Source organism: Synechococcus sp. BSA11S, from assembly GCF_014224355.1.
Lineage (GTDB): Bacteria > Cyanobacteriota > Cyanobacteriia > PCC-6307 > Cyanobiaceae > Regnicoccus_A.
In genome coordinates, this window is record NZ_VNWP01000005.1 from 168,093 (window position 1) to 189,211 (window position 21,119).

Here is a 21,119-nt window from a genome sequence, read left to right on the forward strand (position 1 = left end):
TGATCACCCCTGCCGGTTGCGGCAGCCTGGGTTTCATCTCGTCGAGCCCCCCTCTCCGTGATCTCAGCCGGCCACGGCGACAGCACAGCCAAGGCCACGGCGCTGCAGGCCGGCCTGTTCGACTTCGCCATCGGTGAGCTGGTCCGTCAGCACCGCGCCAGCTTCCCGCCGCTCTGGAGCACCGAGAGCTGGGCGAAGCTGCTGATCTGGCTGGCGCTCAACAGCGGGGCCGACGGCAGCCGCGAGGGCCTCGAGGCGTTCGCCGCCGCGATCGGCTCCCGCACCACCGTCCGGATGCGACGGCTGTTCTTCGAGCGGGAGCTGGAGGGGATCAACCTCAAGCTGATGGCGGATCCGGCTGAGCCCCAGGTGCTCGCCCTGCCCCTCGAGCCCAGCGGCGGTGAGGCTGGGCTGGCCGCCGCCACCCTGTCGGAAGCCCTGGAGCAGGTGGGTCTGACGGCGCAGGTGTGCGGCGACCCCACCAGCTGGCAGCGCCATGACGCCCTGGTGGCGATTCCCTGGGCATCCGGGGCGGCAACCGACTGAGCTGCCCCTCGGTTTCGGTTCATGGCTTGCCCCTTCCTACGGTGTCTGGCGGTGGGAGGCCCAGCATGCGCTTGATCGGTACCTACCGAAGCCCCGGCTACGACGCCCTGGCCGAGGCGGCCCTGGGCTTCTACGGGCGGCGGGTGGATCTGCACCGCCCGGGCATCGCCTTCGGCCACGATCCCGCCCAACCGGCCAAGGTGTCCACCGACATCAGCCTGGTGGCGATCGACCGCACCGACCCTGAGGCCCACGGCCTGGCGGAGCTGATCCTGCGCGGGGTGTCAGCCGGCCTGCAGCGCTACCTCAGCGAACGTCCGCTCCTGCTGGAGGTGTGCCCGGAGCGTTCCCTGTTCGTGAATCCGATCTTCAACCTGCAGCACTACGCGCCGGGGGAAGGATTCCGCAGCTGGCACTGCGACTGGACCACCAGCGAGGAGGCGACAGAACCGATCCGGCGCGTGCTCGCCTGGATTCTTTACCTCAACACGCTGCCCGATGGTGGCACCGAGTTCCACTGGCAGGACCACCACGAGCAGGCCGAGCGGGGCAAGCTGCTGATCTTTCCGGCCAGCCCTTCCCACACCCACCGCGGGCGCGTCTCCACCACCCACGCCAAGACGATTGCCACCGGCTGGATCAATGCCGGCACCCTCGAGGACTACGTGGCGCGGCTGGCGGCCGCCTGAGCCCACCGCCCCCTTTGAGAGCATGAGCTGTATCTTCCCCACCCCGCCGTGACCGAGGCTCCCGCCGCCGCCAGCCCCGACGGCGCCCTGCCCAAGACCTACGACCCGGCCGGCACCGAAGCGCGCTGGCAGGCGGCCTGGGAGGCGGCGGGCGCCTTCCACCCCGATCCGAACGCGCCGGGTGAACCCTTCTCGGTGGTGATCCCGCCGCCGAACGTGACCGGAAGCCTGCACATGGGCCACGGCTTCGAGACCGCCCTGATCGACACGATCGTGCGCTTCCAGCGTCTGCGGGGCAGGAACGTGTTGTGTCTGCCCGGCACCGACCACGCCTCGATCGCGGTGCAGTCGATCCTCGAGAAGCAGATCAAGGCCGAGGGGGGCAGCAAGGACGACCTGGGCCGCGACGCCTTCCTCGAGCGCGCCTGGAGCTGGAAGGCCGAGAGCGGCGGCACGATCGTGGGCCAATTGCGCCGCCTCGGCTACTCGGTCGACTGGCAGCGGGAGCGCTTCACCCTCGATCCGGGCCTGAACAAGGCCGTGGTGGAGGCCTTCGTGCGCCTGCATGAGCAGGGCCTGATCTACCGGGGCGAATACCTGGTGAACTGGTGCCCGGCTTCGGGATCGGCGGTGAGCGATCTGGAGGTGGAGATGAAGGAGCTCGACGGGCACCTCTGGCATTTCCGCTATCCGCTCACGGCTGCTGCGGAGGGCTCAGCTTCTGGCGGCCCCGATCACCTGGTGGTGGCCACCACCCGCCCCGAAACCCTGCTGGGCGACACCGGCGTGGCCGTGCATCCCGAGGATCCCCGCTATGCGGCCCTGGTGGGTCAGACCCTCACCCTGCCTCTGGTGGGGCGCGAGATCCCGATCGTGGCCGATGAGCACGTGGATCCGGCCTTCGGCACGGGCTGCGTCAAGGTGACCCCCGCCCATGACCCCAACGACTTCGCCATCGGCGCTCGCCACGGCCTGCCGCTGATCACGGTGATGGCCAAAGACGGCACGATGAATGCCGCGAGCGGCCGCTTCGCCGGGCTGGACCGCTTCGAGGCCAGAAAGGCGGTGGTGGAGGCCATGGAGGCCGAAGGCTTCCTGGTGAAGGTGGAGCCCCACCGCCACAGCGTGCCGTTTTCGGATCGCGGCAAGGTGCCGGTGGAGCCCCTGCTCTCCACCCAGTGGTTTGCCCGCGCTGAGCCCCTGGCGGCCCGCTGCCGCGAGGCCCTCGATGCCGGTGCGCCCCGCTTCGTGCCCCAGCGCTGGGAGAAGGTCTACCGCGACTGGCTCACCGACATCCGCGACTGGTGCATCAGCCGCCAGCTCTGGTGGGGCCACCGCATCCCCGCCTGGTTCGTGGTCAGTGAAACGGGCGGGGTGATCACCGAGGCCACCCCCTACGTGGTGGCCCGTGATGACGCCGAGGCGCGCCGCAAGGCAGAGGAGCGGTTCGCTGCGGCGTCCCGCGCTGCCGGTCGGGAGCTGCAGCTGGAGCAGGATCCCGACGTGCTCGACACCTGGTTCTCCAGTGGCCTCTGGCCCTTCTCCACCCTGGGCTGGCCCGACGAGAACGCTGCCGATCTGGCCACCTGGTATCCCACCAGCGTGCTGGTGACCGGCTTCGACATCATCTTTTTCTGGGTGGCGCGGATGACGATGCTGGCCGGCGCCTTCACCGGCCGGATGCCCTTCGCCGACGTGATGATCCACGGGCTGGTGCGGGATGAGAACAACCGCAAGATGAGCAAATCGGCGGGCAACGGCATCGATCCCCTGCCCCTGATCGAGCGCTACGGCGCCGATGCCCTGCGCTTCGCCCTGGTGCGGGAGGTGGCCGGCGCCGGCCAGGACATCCGCCTCGACTACGACCGCGCCAGCGGGGCCTCGGCCACGGTGGAGGGGGCGCGCAACTTCGCCAACAAGCTCTGGAACGCCACCCGCTTCGCCCTGCTCAACCTGGGCGGTGAAACCCCCGCCAGCCTGGGGGATCCCGATCCCGATGGGTTGACCCTGGCCGACCGCTGGATCCTCTCCCGCCTGGCGCGGGTGAATCAGGAAAGCGCCGAGCGCTACCGCAGCTACGGCCTGGGTGAGGCGGCCAAGGGGCTCTACGAGTTCGCCTGGAACGAGGTGTGCGACTGGACGATCGAGCTGCTCAAGCGCCGCCTCAATCCCAGGCCCGCCGTGGAGGGGGAGGCGCTCAGCGCCGATGCCCTGGCCGACCAGCGGGTCGCCCGCCAGGTGCTCGCCAAGGTGCTCGCGGAACTGCTGGTGCTGCTGCATCCGCTGATGCCGCACCTGAGCGAAGAGCTCTGGCACGGGGTCACCGGCGAGGCGGAGGACACCTTCCTCGCCCTGCAGCCCTGGCCCGCTGCGAACGAAGCCGCGCTGGATGACGCCCTTGAAGCCCAGTTCACCGAGCTGATCGAGGCGATCCGGGTGGTGCGCAACCTGCGGGCTCTGGCCGGCCTCAAGCCCTCCCAACCTGCGCCGGTGGTGTTCGTCACCGGCCGGCCGGAGCTGGCGGCTGTGCTCAACGCAGCCAGCGGTGACATCACCGCCCTCACCCGCGCCGCGTCGGTGGAGGTGCGCGATCCCGGGGCCGCGGCGAGTGAGCGCTGCCTGGCGGCTGTGAGCGGTGAGCTGCAGGTGCTTTTGCCGATCGAGAGCCTGGTCGATCTGGGCGCCCTGCGCAGTCGCCTGGAGAAGGACATCGCCAAGGCCGAGAAGGAGATCAAGGGCCTGGCCGGCCGCCTCGCCAACCCCAACTTTGCCGGCAAGGCGCCGCCGGATGTGGTGGCCGAGTGCCGCGCCAACCTTGCCGAGGCGGAAGCCCAGGTGGCGCTGGCCCGTGGGCGGCTGGAGGGGTTGGGCTGAAGCAGGAATGGCCGTGACTGGGACAGAGCCTTGCTCACGGCCCGAAATGCTTCTGCCGCTGGGCAGCAAGTGACCAGATCAGCAGGGCTCATGCCGCACCCACCGGTGCGGCACCCCCGAACCCGAGCAATCGACTGGGAACCGACACGACAAGGCTCGGTTCGCCTCCGCCAAGAACCGTGAGGACCACGACCGCCGAGAGCCCTGCAGCCATGCCCTCAAGGCCGACTCCCCGTCAGCCACCATGCTTGCCAGCCGTTCTCACGGCCAAGTGGGTCTTGGTTCGCGAAAGCCACCACCGAGAGGACAACAACGACTCCGACAAACAGGAGGAAGCTCGCGGGCGGCCGTTTGTCCGCACCAGCCAATCCAATCGCCACAGTCAGGATCAAGAGACTCGCTGCGCTCGCAGCTGTGATGGAACGATCCGTCATTCGACCTTCTTCCCGAATCCAGCGGTCTTGGTGCCAACTCCGCCCTCCCCAACATGACGACACCGGTTAGATGGCTGGACGTCTCATGACAAAGAACTCATAGCCAAAGTAATTAGAGTACTTTCGAAAAATCTCGATTTCATGGCGGGCCTCTCTGATCACGTCCTGCGCCTCAGGAATGCCAGTCCATTCCTCCGTTTTCTGAGCCAACAGTGCCTCCATCGGATCGTAATAACCCTCTGTCCATGCACTCTCTGGAAGGGCAAAGTGCCCAACCTGCTGGTACCCTAGGGAATCAATCACGGCGAGTTTGTTCTCGACTTTGTCGATCTCGTCGTACTGCTGCCAGTACTCAACCAACGGTGCAGGCGGTTCGGGCTTCAGCCACACCACCTCGCTGATAGCGACATAACCTCCCGGCCGGACAAAGGGCTTGATTCGTCTTAGGCCGTTCTTGAAGCCTAGATTGTAGAGTGCTCCTTCAGACCAGATGACATCGAAACTGGCTTGAGAAAACTCCATTTTCCTCATATCCTGTTTTAAGACTTCCAGTCTGTTCGAAACGTTCGCAATCTCAGCGTTGGCCTTGGTTCTTTCAATCATAAGAGGAAGACAATCGAGTGCGAGAACCTGTCCGCCTGAAATCTTCAGAAGATCAACAGCTTGCACTCCCGGTCCGCAGCCAAGATCCAAAATGCGTGGGGTCTCCGGCAGGTCTGGCATCAGTTTGTAGGCCCGTCTGGTGCATTCGTGTGATCCCGGGCCGGCACGTGGCAGCCTTCCATAGATGTCGAGAAAGTAATCCATCTCTTTCTTTTCATTGTCGAAGCCTTGAGCTGAAGCAGTCATGTTTCATCTTGAAGCAATGGTTTTTGCTTCAGCGTCGTTTTGTCTTGCATGCTCTTGAATGCGAATCAATGAAAGAAGCAACGCATCTGTCTGAGCATCAACTCGCAGGTGCGCTGCTTCACGGTGGGTGTGGGGACTGGCGCGAATGGCGGGTTGTCACAAGTTATGGGCTAGTTCCCGGTGGGCAATGGTATTTTGATGCCCTCGTTCGCGAGCATTTCCCGGACATGCTGGAAGCGTTCATGCTGGGTGAGCGTAATCGGGCCAGAGTAACACTCGCTCTGTAGCTTTCGCGGTGGGTGCTGCACATGGGTTTTCATCAGCTCTTTGACCGTTTCGCCGATGGTGACCAGCATCCAGGTGCGTTCCGGATGGTTATTCATGAAGATGTCATGGCGTTCCTGCGGGGGTCTTGCCACAGGTCAAACATCTGTGGGACCACGGCGACATAGCTCTCTGCTCCTTTCCATCCAAGGGTGGAGTCTACGGCTAGGCCTCCGGTGGTTGCGCCGTCGTCACCCCGAAGGTTGAACACAGCCTTGTAATTGTTCACCCGTACGGCGCCCGGTGTCAGTTCATTCTCGGTGAAGTAGAATCAGGGGGTTGCGCGTACACTTACCGGTGCCAAACAGCACCTGAGACAGGTCGTAACTGTCGAAGATGATCGGTTGTCCCTCGCGATCGTCGGTGGGCAGCGATATCCCGGCGAGGCTGGCAAAGGTGGCCATGAGATCAAGACCACCCACAAAGTCGTGGTTCTTCGTCCCTGCCGCAATCTTCCCGGGCCACCAGGAGATGGCGGGAAGGTGGTTGCCTCCCTCGCGGACGGTCCTCCTCGTGCCCCGGAATGGCGTATAGCCAGCGTCAGGATAGACATCCTGCCAGGCACCGTTGTCGGTCGTCCAGAAGACGAGCGTATCCTCCTCCAGGCCAAGTTCCCGCACTTTGTCCATGATGGCGCCGATCCGGGCGTCCAGCTCAACGATCGAGTCCGCGTCCTTGCTCTTTGAGGGCGATTGGTGAATGAAGTCGGTGTGCGTCCGGTTGGGCTGGTGGACCTTCATAAAGTTGACGTTGAGGAAGAAGGGCTGGTCGTCCTTGGCAGCCTCCTCGAGAAACTCAGTCGCTGCTTTCTCGACATACCCATCGAAGAAGGGAATCCCGACAACACCTTGATCCGGTGTGTCGACGTACTGACCATTGATCTTTAAATCTTCCTTCGCCTCCTCGCCGGCCTTACCCGACAGCGATCCTTTAGGTTTTTGGCCCTGGTGGCAAGCACAGGGAAGGATTGATCGAAGGCGAAGGCCAGGACGTCATCTCTGTGGCCGGAAGGTCGGGCTGGCTTAAAGTAGAGAGCCCTGATGCTCCTGAGGCTCGAGAAGTGCTGGCTCGAAGCACTCCTCCGCTTCGCCCGCTTTCACCTCCAGGGCCTGCTCGATCACCCGGTCGGTGAGGGCATCGAAGTAGGTCGAGAGAGTCTGCTGCAATTCCTGAAACTCCGGCCAGAGTGTGTCGTTGACGAAGCTGCGGCTCAGCCGCGCCATCACCGTGGTGCGTCGTTGGCCGCGGTAGCGGTAGGGCTGGATGCCGTAGCGCCGCAGCAGTGCCACGAACAGATGCCGCGACCACTGGTCGGAGAGGGAGAAGCGGAACTCCGCCGGCGGCTCCTCGGCCGCCAGCTCCCGCAGCCGGGCCTGGATGCGCTCGCGGGCCCGCTCGGCCGCCACCCGCTCGCCGTCGGTGCCCGGCCGGGAGAACAGGGCTTCGATGCGCCGCAGCTTCGCCACCAGCTGCTCCTCAGGGCTCGCCGGTGGGATGCCCACAGTGCGGGTGCCGGGCCCGGCGCTTCGGCTGCCGCCCCCGGAGTTGGATCGCGTGCGGCGGGCGATGGGGATCAATCTCCCGAGCTCAGCCTGGTAACGGTAGGAGCCGTTGAGGTCGATGGGATTGGGCTGAGCTCCACGGGTCTCTCGCAAGCGGGCTCAAGGCCAGACGTGCCCCGGGACCAGCACGGCCTCCCTGGTTCGCCATCACACACTGCTGCCGCTGGGAATCGGCACCTGCAGGCTGAAGTGGTCAGAGTGTGGGCGCGATCAATGGAATCCACAGGCCAATGACTGGGGCCCAATCCACCACATCCAAGCCAAGGCTCACATCGGCTTTTCAGCGACTGATGTCGATTCACTGGTGGATGGCCCTGTGTTACCTGGCGCTGTTCCTGGGTGGGGCGTTCATGGCTCGGCTCGATCGCGGCGTCTTCTTGCGCGGCAGCTTGTACGACGTGCATAAGTCGATCGGAGTGCTGACTCTGGCCCTGCTGGGCTGGAGGATATTCGTCTTATTGCAAGTCTGGTGGAAGAAATACAGCAAGCGCTGGCCAAAGACAAGCCCAAAATGGTGGCAGAGTGTGGCGCTGCATGCTGGCTTGTACCTCTTCATGGTGGCAGTTCCGGCAGCAGGGTTTCTGCTTTCCAACTCATTCAAGGCGAACAACGTGATGTTCTTTGGCTTGCCCTTGCCTGATGTTTTCCCTGAGCGCAAGGGAATGGTTGAAATTGGTCGAAGTCTGCATTTCTGGCTGGCCTACGTCTTTCTTTGCTTCATCACTCTGCATGCAATGCTGCAGTGGAAGGTCGTCAAGGCCAACTGGCGGCGCTTCACGGGATTCATGCGCATCAAACCCAGCGCATGAAAGCGGGTCTGCTCCGCTCCGTTGGCGGCATGAATCGCAACAGCTGATGACTTGGCTTCACGGCATGGGCTTGATGGCCACGACCTGGATCGCCGCCTTCCATTGACCCAGCAGCGCTGGGGAGACCGGCAGGGTTTCGCCCTCAGACGTCTGGCCCCCGGTCTGGCAGTCCCCAGGCATGCAGGCTTTCAAGCAGGGGAATCAGGGCCCGCCCGCGCGGGCTGAGCTGGTAGTCCACCTTCAAGGGCATGCTCTGCACCACGGTGCGGATCACCACCCCGTTGGCTTCCAGCTCGCGCAGGGTGCTGCTCAGAACCTTGGGGCTGACGCCCCGGAGGGAGCGGCTGAGCTCTGAGAAGCGCTGGGTCCCCTCAGCGAGTTCACGCAGCACGGGAATCTTCCAGCGGCCTTGCATCACCTCCAGGGCCAGTTTTGCCGGACATGTGGTGTGGTCATGGGAGTCCAGAAATCCCAGAGGGGCTGCCATGGTTACCTGCTGGATAGTTGGTTTCTTGGTGGTGCGTTGTTGCCGTTGAGCTGGTTCTCCATCACACTCCTCTTCAGCGGGAACAGGCCATCGGCCTCACCTCACCACCACTCTGCCATCGCTGTTGTGTCGCAACCCACTCCTCTCTCCCTCGAGTTGCCAGCAGGCACCCATGCCCTCTGCACCTGTGGCCAAAGCAAGAACGGACGATTCTGTGATGGCTCGCACCAAGGCAGCGAATTCAAACCTGAAATCCTGACCCTGGACGAAGACAAGACGGTCTACCTCTGCACGTGCGGCACCACGAAATCCTCGCCCTACTGCGATGGCAGTCATCTCAAGCTCTGATCTCCCAGGTTCCATCGAGAGAGTTGCATGATGAATCCATCAGGCTGTCGATGGCGCTTCCTCCACAACGACCCTGATCGGTTGCCGCTCCAGTTGTCCCCGCTCCCAGGACAGGCCCTGTGCTGCAGCCTCGTAGGTGCTCTGCAGAAAGCAGAGCAGCATGTCATTGGGTGATGGGGCCGTTTGAATGGATTCATAGGGGAGCAGGAACTCGCCCAGCGTGGCGTTCCAGCTGGCTGTCGCCGGTGTGATGGAGCTGGTGGAGAATCCTTGCGGTCTCCTCCCGGCCAGAATCCCGCACTGATCACTTCATGGGAGTAAGCCTCACGGGTCACCCAGTCTGGAAGGTTGGGAATTCCACCAGGATGAACCGGAGCTATCCGCCCGGAGAAGCGGGTCACAGCCAGATCGAAGCTTCCCCAGAAGAAGTGAACCGGGCTGCATTTGCCCAGGAAACGGGATCGGAATTGCTTGAAGACACGATCGGCTTGTAGCAAGGCTCTCCAGAATCGGCAGGCTGCATCAGGGTCGTAGTGGTGATGCAGCGTGTCTTGCTCGAAGGGAATCGCGTCGGCGACTTCGCAGGGGGTGGTCCTGATCCGGACATCGAGCCCCAGGGCTTGCAACTCACCCATCACCGCCCCATAGAAATCAGCCACACTGCGGGGCTTCAGGGCGACCCGACCCATCTCACCCAGACTGGTCTGGATCACCAGTTGGTGATCAATGAAATCGAAGATCATCTCGAAATGGCGGCCACCATGCGGAATGGGTGACGTGCTGAGACCACGCGCACTCAGGCAGAGGGGTCCATGCCAGGAGTGGTTGGTCCATGGGGTTTGCACCAGGCGGATCTTGCCGATGATCTGCATCCAGAGCTGCAGGGTGGTGGCCGTCTCCTGCCAGTCGAGATAGGGAATGTCGGGCCAGTCTTGGCTGGTCGAGAGCTGTCTGGTGGGTTCTGGATGTCACCGGAATGCTCTTCTCATTCTGACGTGGCCAGCCGGATTCTGTTTTGCTATTTGCTCTTGGAAGGCCTGGCTCATTCCCTTGGCCTGGTCCAAACACCCGTGGATGCATGCGGAGTGTGTGCTGTTGTGTTCGGCACGGGTGTTCGGGTGTTCCATTGCAGTTCGGCATGATGCGACCATGCATTGCGGTCATTTTCAGGCTGTGAGTTGCCCCATACCTCTGTCACCTGCTCACGGGGCTTGGCCTTCACCTTGGCTCCGGCGATCCGGTTACGCCTTCAGAGGCTCCGCAACAGGGCGCTGGTGCGAGTTGGTCGCCGTGTCTAGGTTTTCAAGACCCCTACCTGCATCTGGCTGGACCCCATGGCCACCAATCCCGTCACCTGGTTCGAGCTGAACGTTCTCGACATGGAGCGCGCCAAAGCCTTCTACAGCACCGTGTTCCAGGTGGAGTTCCAGGACATGTCGAACCCGGAGATGGCCTACTGGTGCTTCCCGATGGATGACGGGGAGGTGGGCGCTGGCGGAGCGTTGATGAAAATGGCCGGTTGCGAGCCCGGCAAGGGAGGCACAATGGTGTATTTCAGTTGTGTGGATTGCGCGGTGGAGGAAGGCCGTGTGGCGCCGGCCGGCGGCACGGTCTGTCGTCCGAAGATGCCGATCGGTGAATTCGGCTTCATCTCTGTGGTGATCGACACGGAAGGCAATCCGATCGGCCTGCACTCGCTCAAGTGAGCGAGCCGGCAACGCGGCACGCTCCCTGGTGGACCCGGGCCTTCCACGCCTTCAACCTGCTGGTGCTGGTGGTGATGGCCGGCAGTGGTCTGCAGATCTACAACGCCAATCCGGTCTTCGGCGGCCGGGAGGGCGCCACCGTGCCGGACCTCCTCACCCTGGGGGGCTGGCTGGCTGGTGGCCGCGACTGGCACTTCGGCTTCATGGGGCTCTATGCCCTCAACCTCGGCCTCTGGATGGCGCTGCTGCTGGCTCAGCGTCGGCGGCGGTTGGCCGAAGCCGGTGATCTGAGCACCCTCAGAGGCAGTGCCCATGCGGTCAAGCGCCGACTGGCCAGCCACCGGGTGGTGTACACCTTGATGCTGATCCTGCTGGGCTTCAGCCTGATCACCGGTCTGGCCATGTACAAGCCGGCTCAGTTCTGGTGGCTCTCAGGCCTGTTCGCTTTTGGTGAAGTCTTCGGTGCCACCACCTGGCAGACCCTTCGGGTCTGCCATTTCGCCACGATCCCAGCGATTGCCCTGCTGCTGATCGCCCACGTGCTGCTGTCGTGGCGGATCGGCGGCCTGCGACTGCTGCGCTCGATGTTCGCCTGAGTCCTGCCATGAGCCCCACCCTGGATCCTGCTTCCCTGCTCACCCGCCGCCGCCTGCTGGGCCTGGGTGTTTCCGGCGGCTCGAGCCTGCTGCTGGGGGGCTGCGCCCTCAATGGGTTCAGTGAGCAGGTGGGCGCCGCGACCCAGCCCCTCAACGAACGCCTGGAGGCCTGGATGCAGGGCCGTGGCCCGGTGCCGGAGTTCCGGCGGGATCAGGTGGATCCCGAGGCCCTGCTGGTGAACAGCTTCAACGGCACGCCCCGGCTGGATCCCCTGGCCTACCGGCTGCGGGTGGAGGGGTTGGTGAGCCGACCCCTGGCACTCGATCTGAAGGCCCTGGCGGCACTGCCCCAGCAGAGGGTGGTCATGCGCCACGTCTGCGTGGAGGGCTGGGCGGCGATCGTGGCCTGGTCGGGGGTGCGCCTGGCCGATGTCCTGTCCCTGGCGGGGATCTCGCCCCTGGGGGGCTACGTGGAGATCAGCTCGGCCGACCAGTATTTCTCCAGCTGGGACCGGGCCTCGGCCCTCCACCCCCAGACCCTGCTGGCCACGGCCATGAACGGAGCTCCCCTGCCCGTGGCCAACGGTGCCCCCGTGCGCCTCGCCACGCCGATCAAGCTCGGCTACAAGCTCAGCAAATGGGTCACCCGCCTGAGGGTGGTTTCGAGCCTGGGTATGCGTCGCGGCACCTGGGAAGACAAGGGCTACGAATGGTTCGCCGGTCTCTGAATTCGGCAGCCGGGCTGCTTCTGCCAGGGTTGACATGCTCCCTGTCCTGCCCATGGATCCGTCCCCCTGGCTCGAGCAGGCGCTGCCGGCCCTGCGCTCCCCCGTCGGGGCGGTGGCCTTCGTGCCGCTCTATGCCCTCTGGGTGACGCTGCTGCTGCCGGGCGTGTGGGCCTCGATGCTGGCCGGTGCGCTCTACGGCACCGTCTGGGGCAGCCTGCTCGTGTTCGTGGGGGCTTCGCTCGGGGCGCTGGCGGTCTTTCTGCTGGGCCGCCACTGGTGGCGCGGCTGGACCCGCCGCCGGTTGCAGGCGTTTCCGAAGCTGCTGGCAATCGAGCGGGCCGTGAGCCGGGAGGGCCTGAAGCTCGTGCTGCTCACCCGCCTCTCGCCGGCTTATCCCTTCAGCCTGCTCAACCTGGCTTATGGCCTCAGCGAGGTGAGCCTGCGCGACTACGTGATCGGGCTGATCGCGATCCTGCCGGGCACCGTGCTGTTCTGCGCCCTCGGCGAGCTGGCCGGTGATGTCACCCGCTTCGGGGAGGTGCTCCATGGCGAGGCCGACGCCGGCACCTGGGTGCTGCGGATCCTGGGGCTGATCGCCACCGCGGGCTCGATCTGGGTGGCGGCCCGGGCGGCCCGGCGGGCGCTGGAGCGGTTGGACCCGCGATGAACGGATCACCAACCCCGCCACATTCATCCTGGCGGATCTACAGGCCGTAGGGCCTGCGTGATGGCCAGCAGCGGCAGGATGGGTGTCATCCACTCCAGGCTTCACCGGCTGGCACCGTGATCCATTGTTCCCAGCTTCACGGCGCCAGGGGCGCAAGTGCCTTTGGCGCCCTGGCCACTCTGCTGCTGATCGCGCCGCCAGCCCTGGCCGGATCTCCTGCGATCGGTCCAGCCCCGGTGCTGGCCACCAGCTTCCAGGCCCTTTGCGGCGGCAGTCCATGCACGATCGTGCTTGATCAGCGTGGGATCGCCGGACCGGCGGGTTTCATCCCCGCTGCGGGGATCAGCCGCTGGGTCACCACCGGGGCGGGGGGAGATCCTCCGGGCCTGGGCGAGGTGGTGGGCGCCAGCACCATGAACACGATGAAATCGGCGGCGGCCTTCGTGGTGCCGGTGTACATCACCGCGCCCCTGGGCTTGATCGGTGGCCTGCTGCGCGGGGCTGGTGCCAGCCGCGACGGGGAGGATGGTCCGCGCCGCTTCCTGGTGGTGGGCCAGGACCGGGACGGGCGGACGATCGAGCACCAGTTCGAGTTCGTGAACCAGAAGCCGGCCCGCCAGGTGCGCATCGCCCTGGCGATGGTGAGTGGGCTGGCCATGGGTGAAACCCGCCGGCCGGTGGATGAACCGCTGCCGCAGGAGGGGACCGCGGCCTCTCCCAGCGGCAGCGCCGACTGGCCGGCCTACCTGCAGGACCGCGGCCTGGTGGAGTGGGCTGCCAGCAATCCGCAACTGGCCGAGGCGTTGCGGCAACGGCTGTTCCCTGCACCTTGAATTCCGCGTCGAACTCGGCCTGGGCCTGGCTGGTCGGCGGATCATCAGCTCTGGGATCCTTCCCCTCAGACAACGATGAAGGCCGACTGGGAGAGGGAGCCGGCATCGACTCCCATCAGGATGGCCAGCATCTCGCCGCCAAAGCTGATCGTGGCATCGTCCCCGGAGACCCCGATGACCAGGTCGTTGTAACTGAGACTTCCGAGCAGGCCGATGCGGTCGGGTCCATTGCCAAAGTCCTGGACGGTGTCGGTTCCTTGGCCTGCCCCCAGAACGAACAGATCCGCTCCTCTGCCACCGATGAGGGTGTCATTTCCAAGCCCACCGAGCAGGACATCCTTGCCGTTGCCCCCCTTGAGGACGTCGTCGCCGGCCAGGCCGGTGAGTTCATCCTTTCCACTTCCCCCCTCCATCACGTCGTTTCCGGCGGAACCGAAGAGGTTGTTGATACCCACTCCTCCAACAACAGTGAGCCCGGGCCCGAAAACATCGTCCGAGCGCAGGTTCAGATCCTGGATGCGTTGATCGAGAGCACCGGGAGTGTCCGCCGAATCGAAGGCGGTGTTCGGTGTCCCATGAAATTCGGCCAGAAACTCCCTGAGGGCACGCTGCTCGCCAAGGGCATTCGCAGGAGTGTTCCCACTGGAATCGAGATCGAGCGTCTCGTCGAGAGCGGCTCCCAGGGTGCCGTCGTCGAGCAGGTAGCGGAAGTTTTCGCCATTGGCCTTGATCGGGTAGCTGTCGCCGCCGTCCGCCAGAAAACTGATCGTCACCACACTGATTTTGGCCGGGGCATCGGCACTGACCACACCGTTCTCGATGATCCGGACGACCGGGGTTCCGTTGGCGTCGAGCGCTGCCACGTTGAGCACACGCAAGCCGGCCGGCTGGTCGGGGTCAAAGGAGAAGCTGATGCCACCCAGCTGTGGGAATCGCCCCTGATTGCCCAGAGTCGCCACCCCATGCTCGAGGATCGCCTTGAGGCCTTCCGGGGTGGTGTCGAACACCATCAGCTTGTTGTTGAACCTCAGGGAGTTCTCGATATCAAGGGACGAGACGGCTCCCTCCGGCTTGCCGGCAACGGGGTTGGCCAGGGGTGGTTCCTTGTCGCCGGTGATCACGTCGACTGAACCGATCTGGGCCCGGATGCCGCCACCGTTCTTGAGTGATGCCACGATCGACCCTTCAGGCAGGGCATCCCGGGCGGCCTCCAGCTGGGCGTCCGCGCTGAGGTTGCCGAGGTTGGTCTCCTGGTTGCGCACCTGATTGCGCTCACCTTCCAGATACACATCGGTGAATCCCCAGATTTCACCGTCCTTTGTGTTGATCACGGCCTGCACGGCCTCGGTGATGTCTGCCACCTGCTCACCCTTGGTCCCCTCGGCGAAGGCGGTGGTCGCCAGGTTGGCTTCGTTCACGCCCCAGGCGGCGGCCACGTTGGCGGCTGTCGCTGCATAGGCGCCATTGAGGCCGGTGTTATCACCTGGGATGCTGTCGAGACCCGGATCAATGAGTTTGCCCTCGTGGTCGAATTCGACCACCAGGCGGCCCAGGTAGGTGAACTCGTTGTCGGTGTTCACGATCAGGGTGGTGCCGCCATCGGCGCCGCTGGTTACGAGCGGGTAGGAGCCGGCGAAATTCGCTGCATGGCCAGGAAAGGCCACCGCAACATCGTTGGCATCGCCCAGCCGCGTGTTGGAGCCTGCAGCCAGGATGATGTCGACCCCATTCAGAAGCAGGGCCAGTTCCTGCTCCAGAGCGATCTGCTGAAGGTGCGACATCAGGATGACTTTGTTCACACCCTGATCGCGCAGATCGTCGATCACCGGCTGGAGCTGTGCCGCCAGCAGCGCCATGTCGTTGGTCTCGGCACCGTCTCCGGCGAAGCCCTTCACCTCCACGCCACCGGTGGAGGAGATCGATTCGATGATCTGGGTGGTGGCGCCCACCAGGCCGATGCGTTCGCCGCTCTTGGTCACCACGGCGGAAGGAACGATCCTCTTCGCCAGGTTGGACGCCACCTCAAGGCCTGCGACATTCGCGGTATCGAGGTAACGGCCAGAGATGTCGCCATCTCCTGAGAAGTTGAGGTTGGCGGAGAGGTAGGGGAAGGCCGTGTCGTCGATGGCGTCCCTGAAGGCCCTGGTGCCCAGATCGAATTCGTGATTACCGATCGTCGAGGCTTCCACGCCGATCCGGTTGTGGATCTCGATGTCGGCCGCGCCGGGATTGTCGCCCTTGCCGACAACCGCGATCACGGAGGGGTCGGTGCCGGCGGCAAGGAAGGGTCCGGGGATGTAGTTGTCACCTCCGGCCAGGATCAGGGTGTTGGTGTAGTCGTCGTCGAAGGCATCCACCAGGGCGGCCAGATAGGGTGCCGTGTTGGATGCGAGCAGACCGGCCTCGCCATCAGCGACATGAAGCAGCTGGAGAATGAACGCCAAGGGAATAATTCTGGAGAGGAAAGCTTATGCTGTGATCCTTTCACAGATCATCTTCTTGATGGCAAAGAGCCGGTTATCAATTCAGCGAAGCTCTCGTTAAGATCGCTATCAATGGGTGTTCTGGATCACTTTGCCATGTCATCTTTCAGCTCCTGAGATCCACGGGGCCCGCCTGGATGGCGGGCCGACACTCTGATTTACAGGGTTTGGTAGTTGAGGGGATTGGCGAAAGTGCTGTCCAGATAGTCGGTACCATTGCCGTTGCCGAGCAGGGCGCCGAAGTCGAGCAGTTCCACGGAATTGGAATCGAATTCGCTGCTCACCCCCAGCAGCAGTCGCCCAGTGGGGCTCTGCGACGCCCCGATCACCTCAAGACCCTCGGGACTGCGGCTCACCTGCTGGTAGGTCACGAAGTCCACGTTATCGACGTCGGTGACGTCGTAGACCACCAGCAGGCCACCCTGGGTCACGGGATCGATGTCGTTCGGATCAACTGTTTTGTCGCCCGCGGTTGTGCGCTCCAGGGAACCCACGGCATAGCGGCGGTTGTTGTACTCGAGCACGGCCACCGATTCCGGCTCCACCCCTTTGTTGTCACTGCGGCCATCATCGCGGATGCCGGCGAACTGGGCGATGTTCTCCAGGCTGGTGTTGTAGTCCTGTCCGTTGATCGAGTCGGTCTCCCAGCTGTCCCAGACCAGCTTGCCGGTGAGACCATCGAAGATGGTGAGGCTGCGCGAGCCGAAGCTCACCGGTGTGCCGGCTCGGTTGCCTGACTCGAAGCTGAAGTCGTTGCTGGGATCGGCGTGGCCGATGGCATTGCTCAGTACCAGGGCTTCGTTACGGTTGTTTCCATTGACAATCAGATTTTGGCGGTTCGGCACGGAGGCGTAGCCAAGGCCACTGTCTCGACGCTCATCGTTGTATGTGCCATATTCCCGGGCATCGCCCTCGTTGGCGGAGATGAAGTACACGTCTTCGCCCTGCTCCCAGGCGGCGATGCCATCGGCCATGCGCAGGCCCACAACCTTCTGTCCCGTGACCGGTGCAAAGGTTGAATCGGAGTCGTCTAGATCCACCGAAATCTTGCTGTAATCCACCCAGCCAAGGCCGATGTAGGCCTTTACAGTGTTGGTGTCAAGATCAATCCGCGCGACCGTGTTGTTCTCCTGCAGGGTCACGAACAGATAGCCGCCCGCGGCGGCCACGTATTCCGGTTCGGCATCCTGAGCGAAGCTGCTGGTGACGCCGGTCTTGCCGCTGAAGCGGATACCCGATCCCTGCAGGATCACTCCATCAGCATCGAGATCGGGCAAGCTGATCTCCACGGCCTCAAAGCTGATGTTGCCGCCTTGGCCACTCAGGTTGATGATCGAGACGCTGCCGACTGGATCGATGCTGTAATCGTCATTGGGTTGACCTTCATTGGCGATGTAAAGTTGACGCCCGTCGGCGCTGAACCGCATGCCATCGGTGAGGAAGCCGCTGTTCACCACGCCCACTTCAGTGAGCTTGCCGGAGGGATTGAGGCTGTAGAAGCGAATCTGGCTTTGAGGAGTCTCCGTGTTGTCGGGATCGTCGTAGTCGTCGGGGGTGGCGGCGATGGCGATCAGGTTGCCGAACGTGGCCACCGAGGTGGTGAAGAAGCCAGTCAGATCGAGCTGCTGGACAACTTCAGGATTCGAGGGATCCTTCCAGTCGGTGAGGGTGACGAGATTGCTGCCGCCACTGGAGATCGTGTACAGCTTGTTGCCGATGTAAACGGAGGCACTGATTTCAGCCACAAGCCCGTCTTCACCGGGGGTCTCATCCTTTGAATTGAAGCTCAGATCGATGCGGCCAAGGAGGGGATCGGCTGGCTGTTGTTGCGGCGGTGGTGCGATCGGCTTTTTGCCATTGCTCTTGTCCTGTGCGGAGTTCAGCGATCCCTGGGAGGGCGTGGCAAAGCGGGCAGCCATGAACTGATAGAGGAAAGCAAGAGTTTCCCACGATCATGGGGCAGTAGTTGTTTATGGGTGGGTTAACAATGGATGAAATCGACGTTGTCCAATGCCTTGATTTTGTGATCGTCTTGGTTGGGGTCTTGGAGGGGGGCAAGCGCCAGTCTTGAGCTTTACTCTTTACAATGCAGGCAGGTGATCCACTCAGATCCTGACAATCGGTTGTCTGAAAGGTGATTCTCTTTGGCCGCATCGGGACAGGGCTTGATGATTGTCCAGTGAACAGATGCCAACCCTCAGGGCAACAGCGAGTCGCGGATTGCGGCGATCAGCACGAACCAGCCCAGCCGCAGCTTCGCTGCCAGCCCAGGGCGGGAGGCCAGTTCGGCGTACTTGGCGCGGCCACACTCTGATTTGATCCAGCGGTGAATCGCCGGTTCGGTGACGGGAGCGCTCATGGGGACATTCGGCTCGTGAATAGAGCCTGTTCGTTGATGAAGTCTGGCTTCTGGACCACTCTGGCGTGCGCCACCCCTGCTCTGGGCAGACCCTGGGCAGTTCCGGCAGGATGCGACCACCTGCCTGCGGCTGGAATCAGCCCCGTCTCCTGGTGCGCCTCCGCTCAGCTGCCCTCGTCGTTCTGCTGTCGCCAGCACCGGCGCTGGCTACCCCCTACGCGGCCCTCTGCGGTGACGGGCCCTGCACGATCCGCCTCGATGCCAGCGGGATCGAAGGGCCTTCGGGGTTCATCCCGGCCGGCCGTATTGCCCAGTGGTTCAGCGACAGAGAGCAGCGTCGCGGCATCGGGGTCGGGAATGCTGTTGCAGGCGCCGGCAGCCTGTTGATGACGTCCGCGGCCTACACGGCACCGCTAGCCCTGGGCTCCACCTATGTGGCGGCCCCGGTGGGCCTGGTCAGCGGCATGGTGCGCGGGATGTTCTCCGGCTTCCGATCGGGCGACAGCGCTGTCCTGAGCTTCAACGTCGTCGGTTATGACCCCAGCGGGCAGAAGATCATCCATCAGTTCCGTTTCGTGAACCCGAAGCCGGCTGGCCGCGTGCGGGCCGCGTTGCCTCTGGTCAGCGGGCTGGCGATGGGGCAGACCCGGTCACTCGATGCCATCGACCCGGCTGCCGCTCCTACTTTCACCGATCCCTCCTCAGTTCAAGCCCCTTCGCCAGGGCTACGGCTCAGCGCTGAGCAAAGCCCGTAACCCCGCTTCATCCAGCACCGGCACCCCAAGCGCCTCCGCCTTGATGAGCTTGCTGCCGGCCTCGGCGCCGGCCACCACGTAGCTCGTCTTCTTGCTCACGGATCCGCTCACCTTGCCGCCGGCCGCTTCGATCAGCGCCTGGGCCTGGCTGCGGCTGAGGCTTGGAAGGGTTCCGGTGAGCACGAAGGTGCGGCCGGCGAGCGCTGAGCGACCATCGACGCCCGTGGCCTCCACGCCGCCGTTCTCCATGGCCGCCAGCTCACCTTCGCCGGCGGCCATGGAGAAGCCCAGCTGCCTGAGCTGGTCCAGCAACCCCTGGTTGGAGGGGGTGGCGAACCACTGGCGCAGGGATTCGGCGATCTCCCCGCCGATGCCGAACACCGCCGTGATCGCCTCAGGCTTCTCCGCCGCGGCGATCTGCAGGCCCTCGGCCGAAGGGAACACCCGCGCCAGGGCCTTGGCGTTCACCGCCCCCACGTGGTGGATGCCCAGGCCATAGAGCTTCCGGTGCCACGGCTGCTGCTTCGAGGCCTCAAGCGCGGCAACCAGCTTCTGCGCCGAGATTTCCCCCATCCGCTCCAGGCTGGCGAGCAGAGCGGCGTCGAGGCGGTAGAGACCCGCGATCGAGCGCACGAGGCCCCGGTCCACCAACTGCTCAATCAGTTTGCCGCCGAGGCCGTCCACATCCAGGGCCCCCTTGCTCACCCAGTGGCGCAGCGAGCCGCGCAGGATCGCCGGGCAGCTGCTGTTCACGCAGCGGGTGGCTGCCTCACCCACCTCCCGCACCAGCGTTGAACCGCATTCGGGGCAGGTGTGGGGTAGCTGCAGCGGCGCGGCTCCCGGCGGCCGCAGTTCGCTCAGCACCTTCACCACCTCCGGGATGATCTCGCCGGCTTTCCTCACCACTACCGTGTCGCCTGCATGGAGATCGAGCTCTTCGAGCCGGTCGGCGTTGTGCAGCGTGGCGCGGCTCACCGTGGTGCCGGCCAGAGGCACCGGCTCGAATTCGGCCACCGGTGTCACCACCCCGGTTCGCCCCACCTGGGCCACCAGGCGCAGCAGCTTGCTTGGCGCCTCCTCGGCGGCGTACTTGAGCGCGATCGCCCAGCGCGGTGCCTTCTGGGTGAAGCCGGCATCGGCCTGCAGGCGCAGGTCGTCGAGCTTCACCACCACCCCATCGGTGGCATAGGGGAGCTGCGCCCGCCGCGTCTCCCAGTCGCTGAAGAAGGCCTCCACAGCCGCCAGATCGGGGCAGAGCTCGGCATTGGGATTCACCCGGAAGCCGGCGGCGGCCAGCCAGGCCAGCGATTCCCACTGACTGCGGGGCCGTGCTGGATCGGCCCCGACCGGACTCCAGTCGTCCGGCAGGTGGAGCGTGTAGGCGAAGAAATCGAGCCGCCGGCTGGCCACCACGCCCGGATCGAGCTGGCGCAGGGTGCCGGCGCAGGCATTGCGAGGGTTGGCGAAGAGGGGTTCACCGCGGACCTCCCGTTCGGCATTGATCGCCGCAAAGGTGCCGTCGGGGATGAAGGCCTCGCCGCGCACCTCCACCCATGCCGGCGGCCGCTCCAGCTGCAGCCGGAGCGGCACGGCCTGGATCGTGCGCACATTGGCGGTGATCTCCTCGCCGCGCTCACCGTCGCCGCGGGTGGCGGCTCGCACCAGCACCCCCTGCTCATAGCTGAGCGCCAGGGCGTTGCCGTCGATCTTCAGCTCCCCCACCATCGGCAGGGGCGGTAGGGGTTCACCGGCCTCCGGGGTACGGTCCAGGACCTTCAGCAGCCGTGCAAACCAGGCTTCGAGCTCTTCGCTGGAGAAGGCGTTGTCGAGGCTGAGCAGCGGGATCCGGTGCTCCACGGTGCGGAAGCCGTCGGCCGGCGCGCCACCCACTCTCCGGGTGGGGCTGTCGGGGCTGAGCAACTCCGGATGGGCCGCTTCCAGGTCCAGCAGCTCCCGGTAGAGACGGTCGTAGACCGCGTCCTCCATCTCGGGGGCGTCGAGCACGTAGTAGGCGTGGGCGGCGCGGTTGAGCAGCCGCCGCAGCTCCTCGGCGCGGGCACGCACCGCTGC

Annotated in this window: 20 protein-coding genes and 1 pseudogene; 11 read left to right on the forward strand and 10 right to left on the reverse strand. The window is 64.3% G+C overall.

Translation table 11 applies throughout. From position 1 onward, the window contains the following. Window positions 1–57 precede the first annotated feature (57 nt). From FPZ61_RS06575 to FPZ61_RS06585, 3 genes are all read left to right on the forward strand, one after another. Window positions 58–546 (forward strand): protein phosphatase, encoded by a 489-nt coding sequence (locus FPZ61_RS06575; RefSeq protein WP_185464850.1) that lies wholly within the window; start codon window positions 58–60, stop codon window positions 544–546. Window positions 547–611: 65 nt separating this feature from the next. Then, complete coding sequence (locus FPZ61_RS06580; RefSeq protein WP_185464851.1) at window positions 612–1,235, forward strand: 2OG-Fe(II) oxygenase; 624 nt, start codon at window positions 612–614, stop codon at window positions 1,233–1,235. A 48-nt stretch (window positions 1,236–1,283) separates the two neighbouring features. Further along, entirely contained in the window at window positions 1,284–4,109 is a 2,826-nt protein-coding gene (locus tag FPZ61_RS06585; RefSeq protein WP_185464852.1) for a valine--tRNA ligase, read from the forward strand. A 500-nt stretch (window positions 4,110–4,609) separates the two neighbouring features. Here FPZ61_RS06585 and FPZ61_RS06590 read toward each other — a convergent pair whose 3' ends face one another. From FPZ61_RS06590 to FPZ61_RS06600, 4 genes are all read right to left on the reverse strand, one after another. After that, complete coding sequence (locus FPZ61_RS06590; protein WP_185464853.1) at window positions 4,610–5,392, reverse strand: class I SAM-dependent methyltransferase; 783 nt, start codon at window positions 5,390–5,392, stop codon at window positions 4,610–4,612. Window positions 5,393–5,562: 170 nt separating this feature from the next. After that, window positions 5,563–5,775: a hypothetical protein gene (locus FPZ61_RS15500; RefSeq protein ID WP_255441428.1), complete on the reverse strand. Its 213-nt coding sequence runs from the start codon at window positions 5,773–5,775 to the stop codon at window positions 5,563–5,565. Between the two features lie 192 nt (window positions 5,776–5,967). Further along, a complete protein-coding gene (locus FPZ61_RS15505) occupies window positions 5,968–6,684 on the reverse strand; it encodes a sulfatase-like hydrolase/transferase (protein ID WP_370593349.1) in 717 nt (238 codons plus the stop codon). Window positions 6,685–6,738: 54 nt separating this feature from the next. Continuing rightward, the gene (locus tag FPZ61_RS06600; RefSeq protein WP_255441429.1) at window positions 6,739–7,371 is read right to left on the reverse strand and encodes a hypothetical protein; all 633 of its coding nucleotides are present in this window, start codon (window positions 7,369–7,371) and stop codon (window positions 6,739–6,741) included. A gap of 197 nt (window positions 7,372–7,568) precedes the next feature. On the opposite strand from FPZ61_RS06600, the gene FPZ61_RS06605 reads away from it, so the two are divergent. Next, window positions 7,569–8,087, forward strand: coding sequence for a cytochrome b (locus tag FPZ61_RS06605; RefSeq protein ID WP_255441430.1), 519 nt, complete (start codon window positions 7,569–7,571; stop codon window positions 8,085–8,087). Window positions 8,088–8,229: 142 nt separating this feature from the next. Here the strand turns inward: FPZ61_RS06605 and FPZ61_RS06610 are convergent, their stop codons facing one another. After that, the gene (locus tag FPZ61_RS06610) at window positions 8,230–8,574 is read right to left on the reverse strand and encodes a helix-turn-helix domain-containing protein (protein WP_185464854.1); all 345 of its coding nucleotides are present in this window, start codon (window positions 8,572–8,574) and stop codon (window positions 8,230–8,232) included. On the opposite strand from FPZ61_RS06610, the gene FPZ61_RS06615 reads away from it, so the two are divergent. Then, window positions 8,542–8,922 carry a CDGSH iron-sulfur domain-containing protein gene (locus tag FPZ61_RS06615; protein WP_185464855.1) on the forward strand — a complete coding sequence of 127 codons (381 nt, stop codon included), beginning with the start codon at window positions 8,542–8,544 and terminating at the stop codon, window positions 8,920–8,922. The two genes, FPZ61_RS06610 and FPZ61_RS06615, sit on opposite strands and share 33 nt — an antisense overlap. Before the next feature lie 39 nt (window positions 8,923–8,961). Here the strand turns inward: FPZ61_RS06615 and FPZ61_RS06620 are convergent. After that, a pseudogene (locus FPZ61_RS06620) lies at window positions 8,962–9,794 on the reverse strand (DUF5996 family protein). 462 nt (window positions 9,795–10,256) lie between these two features. On the opposite strand from FPZ61_RS06620, the gene FPZ61_RS06625 reads away from it, so the two are divergent. From FPZ61_RS06625 to FPZ61_RS06645, 5 genes are all read left to right on the forward strand, one after another. Beyond that, a complete protein-coding gene (locus FPZ61_RS06625; protein WP_185464857.1) occupies window positions 10,257–10,628 on the forward strand; it encodes a VOC family protein in 372 nt (123 codons plus the stop codon). Further along, the gene (locus FPZ61_RS06630) at window positions 10,625–11,224 is read left to right on the forward strand and encodes a cytochrome b/b6 domain-containing protein (RefSeq protein WP_185464858.1); all 600 of its coding nucleotides are present in this window, start codon (window positions 10,625–10,627) and stop codon (window positions 11,222–11,224) included. Before FPZ61_RS06625 ends, FPZ61_RS06630 begins: the two co-directional genes overlap by 4 nt. Window positions 11,225–11,232: 8 nt before the next feature. Beyond that, window positions 11,233–11,952, forward strand: coding sequence for a molybdopterin-dependent oxidoreductase (locus FPZ61_RS06635; protein ID WP_185464859.1), 720 nt, complete (start codon window positions 11,233–11,235; stop codon window positions 11,950–11,952). Between the two features lie 52 nt (window positions 11,953–12,004). Next, a complete protein-coding gene (locus FPZ61_RS06640; protein ID WP_255441431.1) occupies window positions 12,005–12,619 on the forward strand; it encodes a TVP38/TMEM64 family protein in 615 nt (204 codons plus the stop codon). Window positions 12,620–12,735: 116 nt separating this feature from the next. Next, window positions 12,736–13,452, forward strand: a complete 717-nt coding sequence (locus tag FPZ61_RS06645) for a hypothetical protein (protein ID WP_185474783.1) — start codon at window positions 12,736–12,738, stop codon at window positions 13,450–13,452. Window positions 13,453–13,517: 65 nt separating this feature from the next. On the opposite strand, the gene FPZ61_RS06650 is transcribed toward FPZ61_RS06645, so the two are convergent. The 3 genes from FPZ61_RS06650 to FPZ61_RS06660 all read right to left on the reverse strand — a co-directional run bounded on the left by FPZ61_RS06650 (window position 13,518) and on the right by FPZ61_RS06660 (window position 18,294). Beyond that, a complete protein-coding gene (locus FPZ61_RS06650; RefSeq protein ID WP_185464862.1) occupies window positions 13,518–15,896 on the reverse strand; it encodes a bifunctional metallophosphatase/5'-nucleotidase in 2,379 nt (792 codons plus the stop codon). Between the two features lie 197 nt (window positions 15,897–16,093). Next, window positions 16,094–17,854: a hypothetical protein gene (locus FPZ61_RS06655; protein WP_185464863.1), complete on the reverse strand. Its 1,761-nt coding sequence runs from the start codon at window positions 17,852–17,854 to the stop codon at window positions 16,094–16,096. 278 nt (window positions 17,855–18,132) lie between these two features. Beyond that, the gene (locus FPZ61_RS06660; protein WP_185464864.1) at window positions 18,133–18,294 is read right to left on the reverse strand and encodes a hypothetical protein; all 162 of its coding nucleotides are present in this window, start codon (window positions 18,292–18,294) and stop codon (window positions 18,133–18,135) included. 110 nt (window positions 18,295–18,404) lie between these two features. On the opposite strand from FPZ61_RS06660, the gene FPZ61_RS06665 reads away from it, so the two are divergent. Further along, a complete protein-coding gene (locus FPZ61_RS06665; protein ID WP_185464865.1) occupies window positions 18,405–19,049 on the forward strand; it encodes a hypothetical protein in 645 nt (214 codons plus the stop codon). Here FPZ61_RS06665 and ligA read toward each other — a convergent pair. Continuing rightward, window positions 19,020–21,113 carry an NAD-dependent DNA ligase LigA gene (ligA, locus tag FPZ61_RS06670; protein ID WP_185464866.1) on the reverse strand — a complete coding sequence of 698 codons (2,094 nt, stop codon included), beginning with the start codon at window positions 21,111–21,113 and terminating at the stop codon, window positions 19,020–19,022. The two genes, FPZ61_RS06665 and ligA, sit on opposite strands and share 30 nt — an antisense overlap. Window positions 21,114–21,119 lie beyond the last annotated feature (6 nt).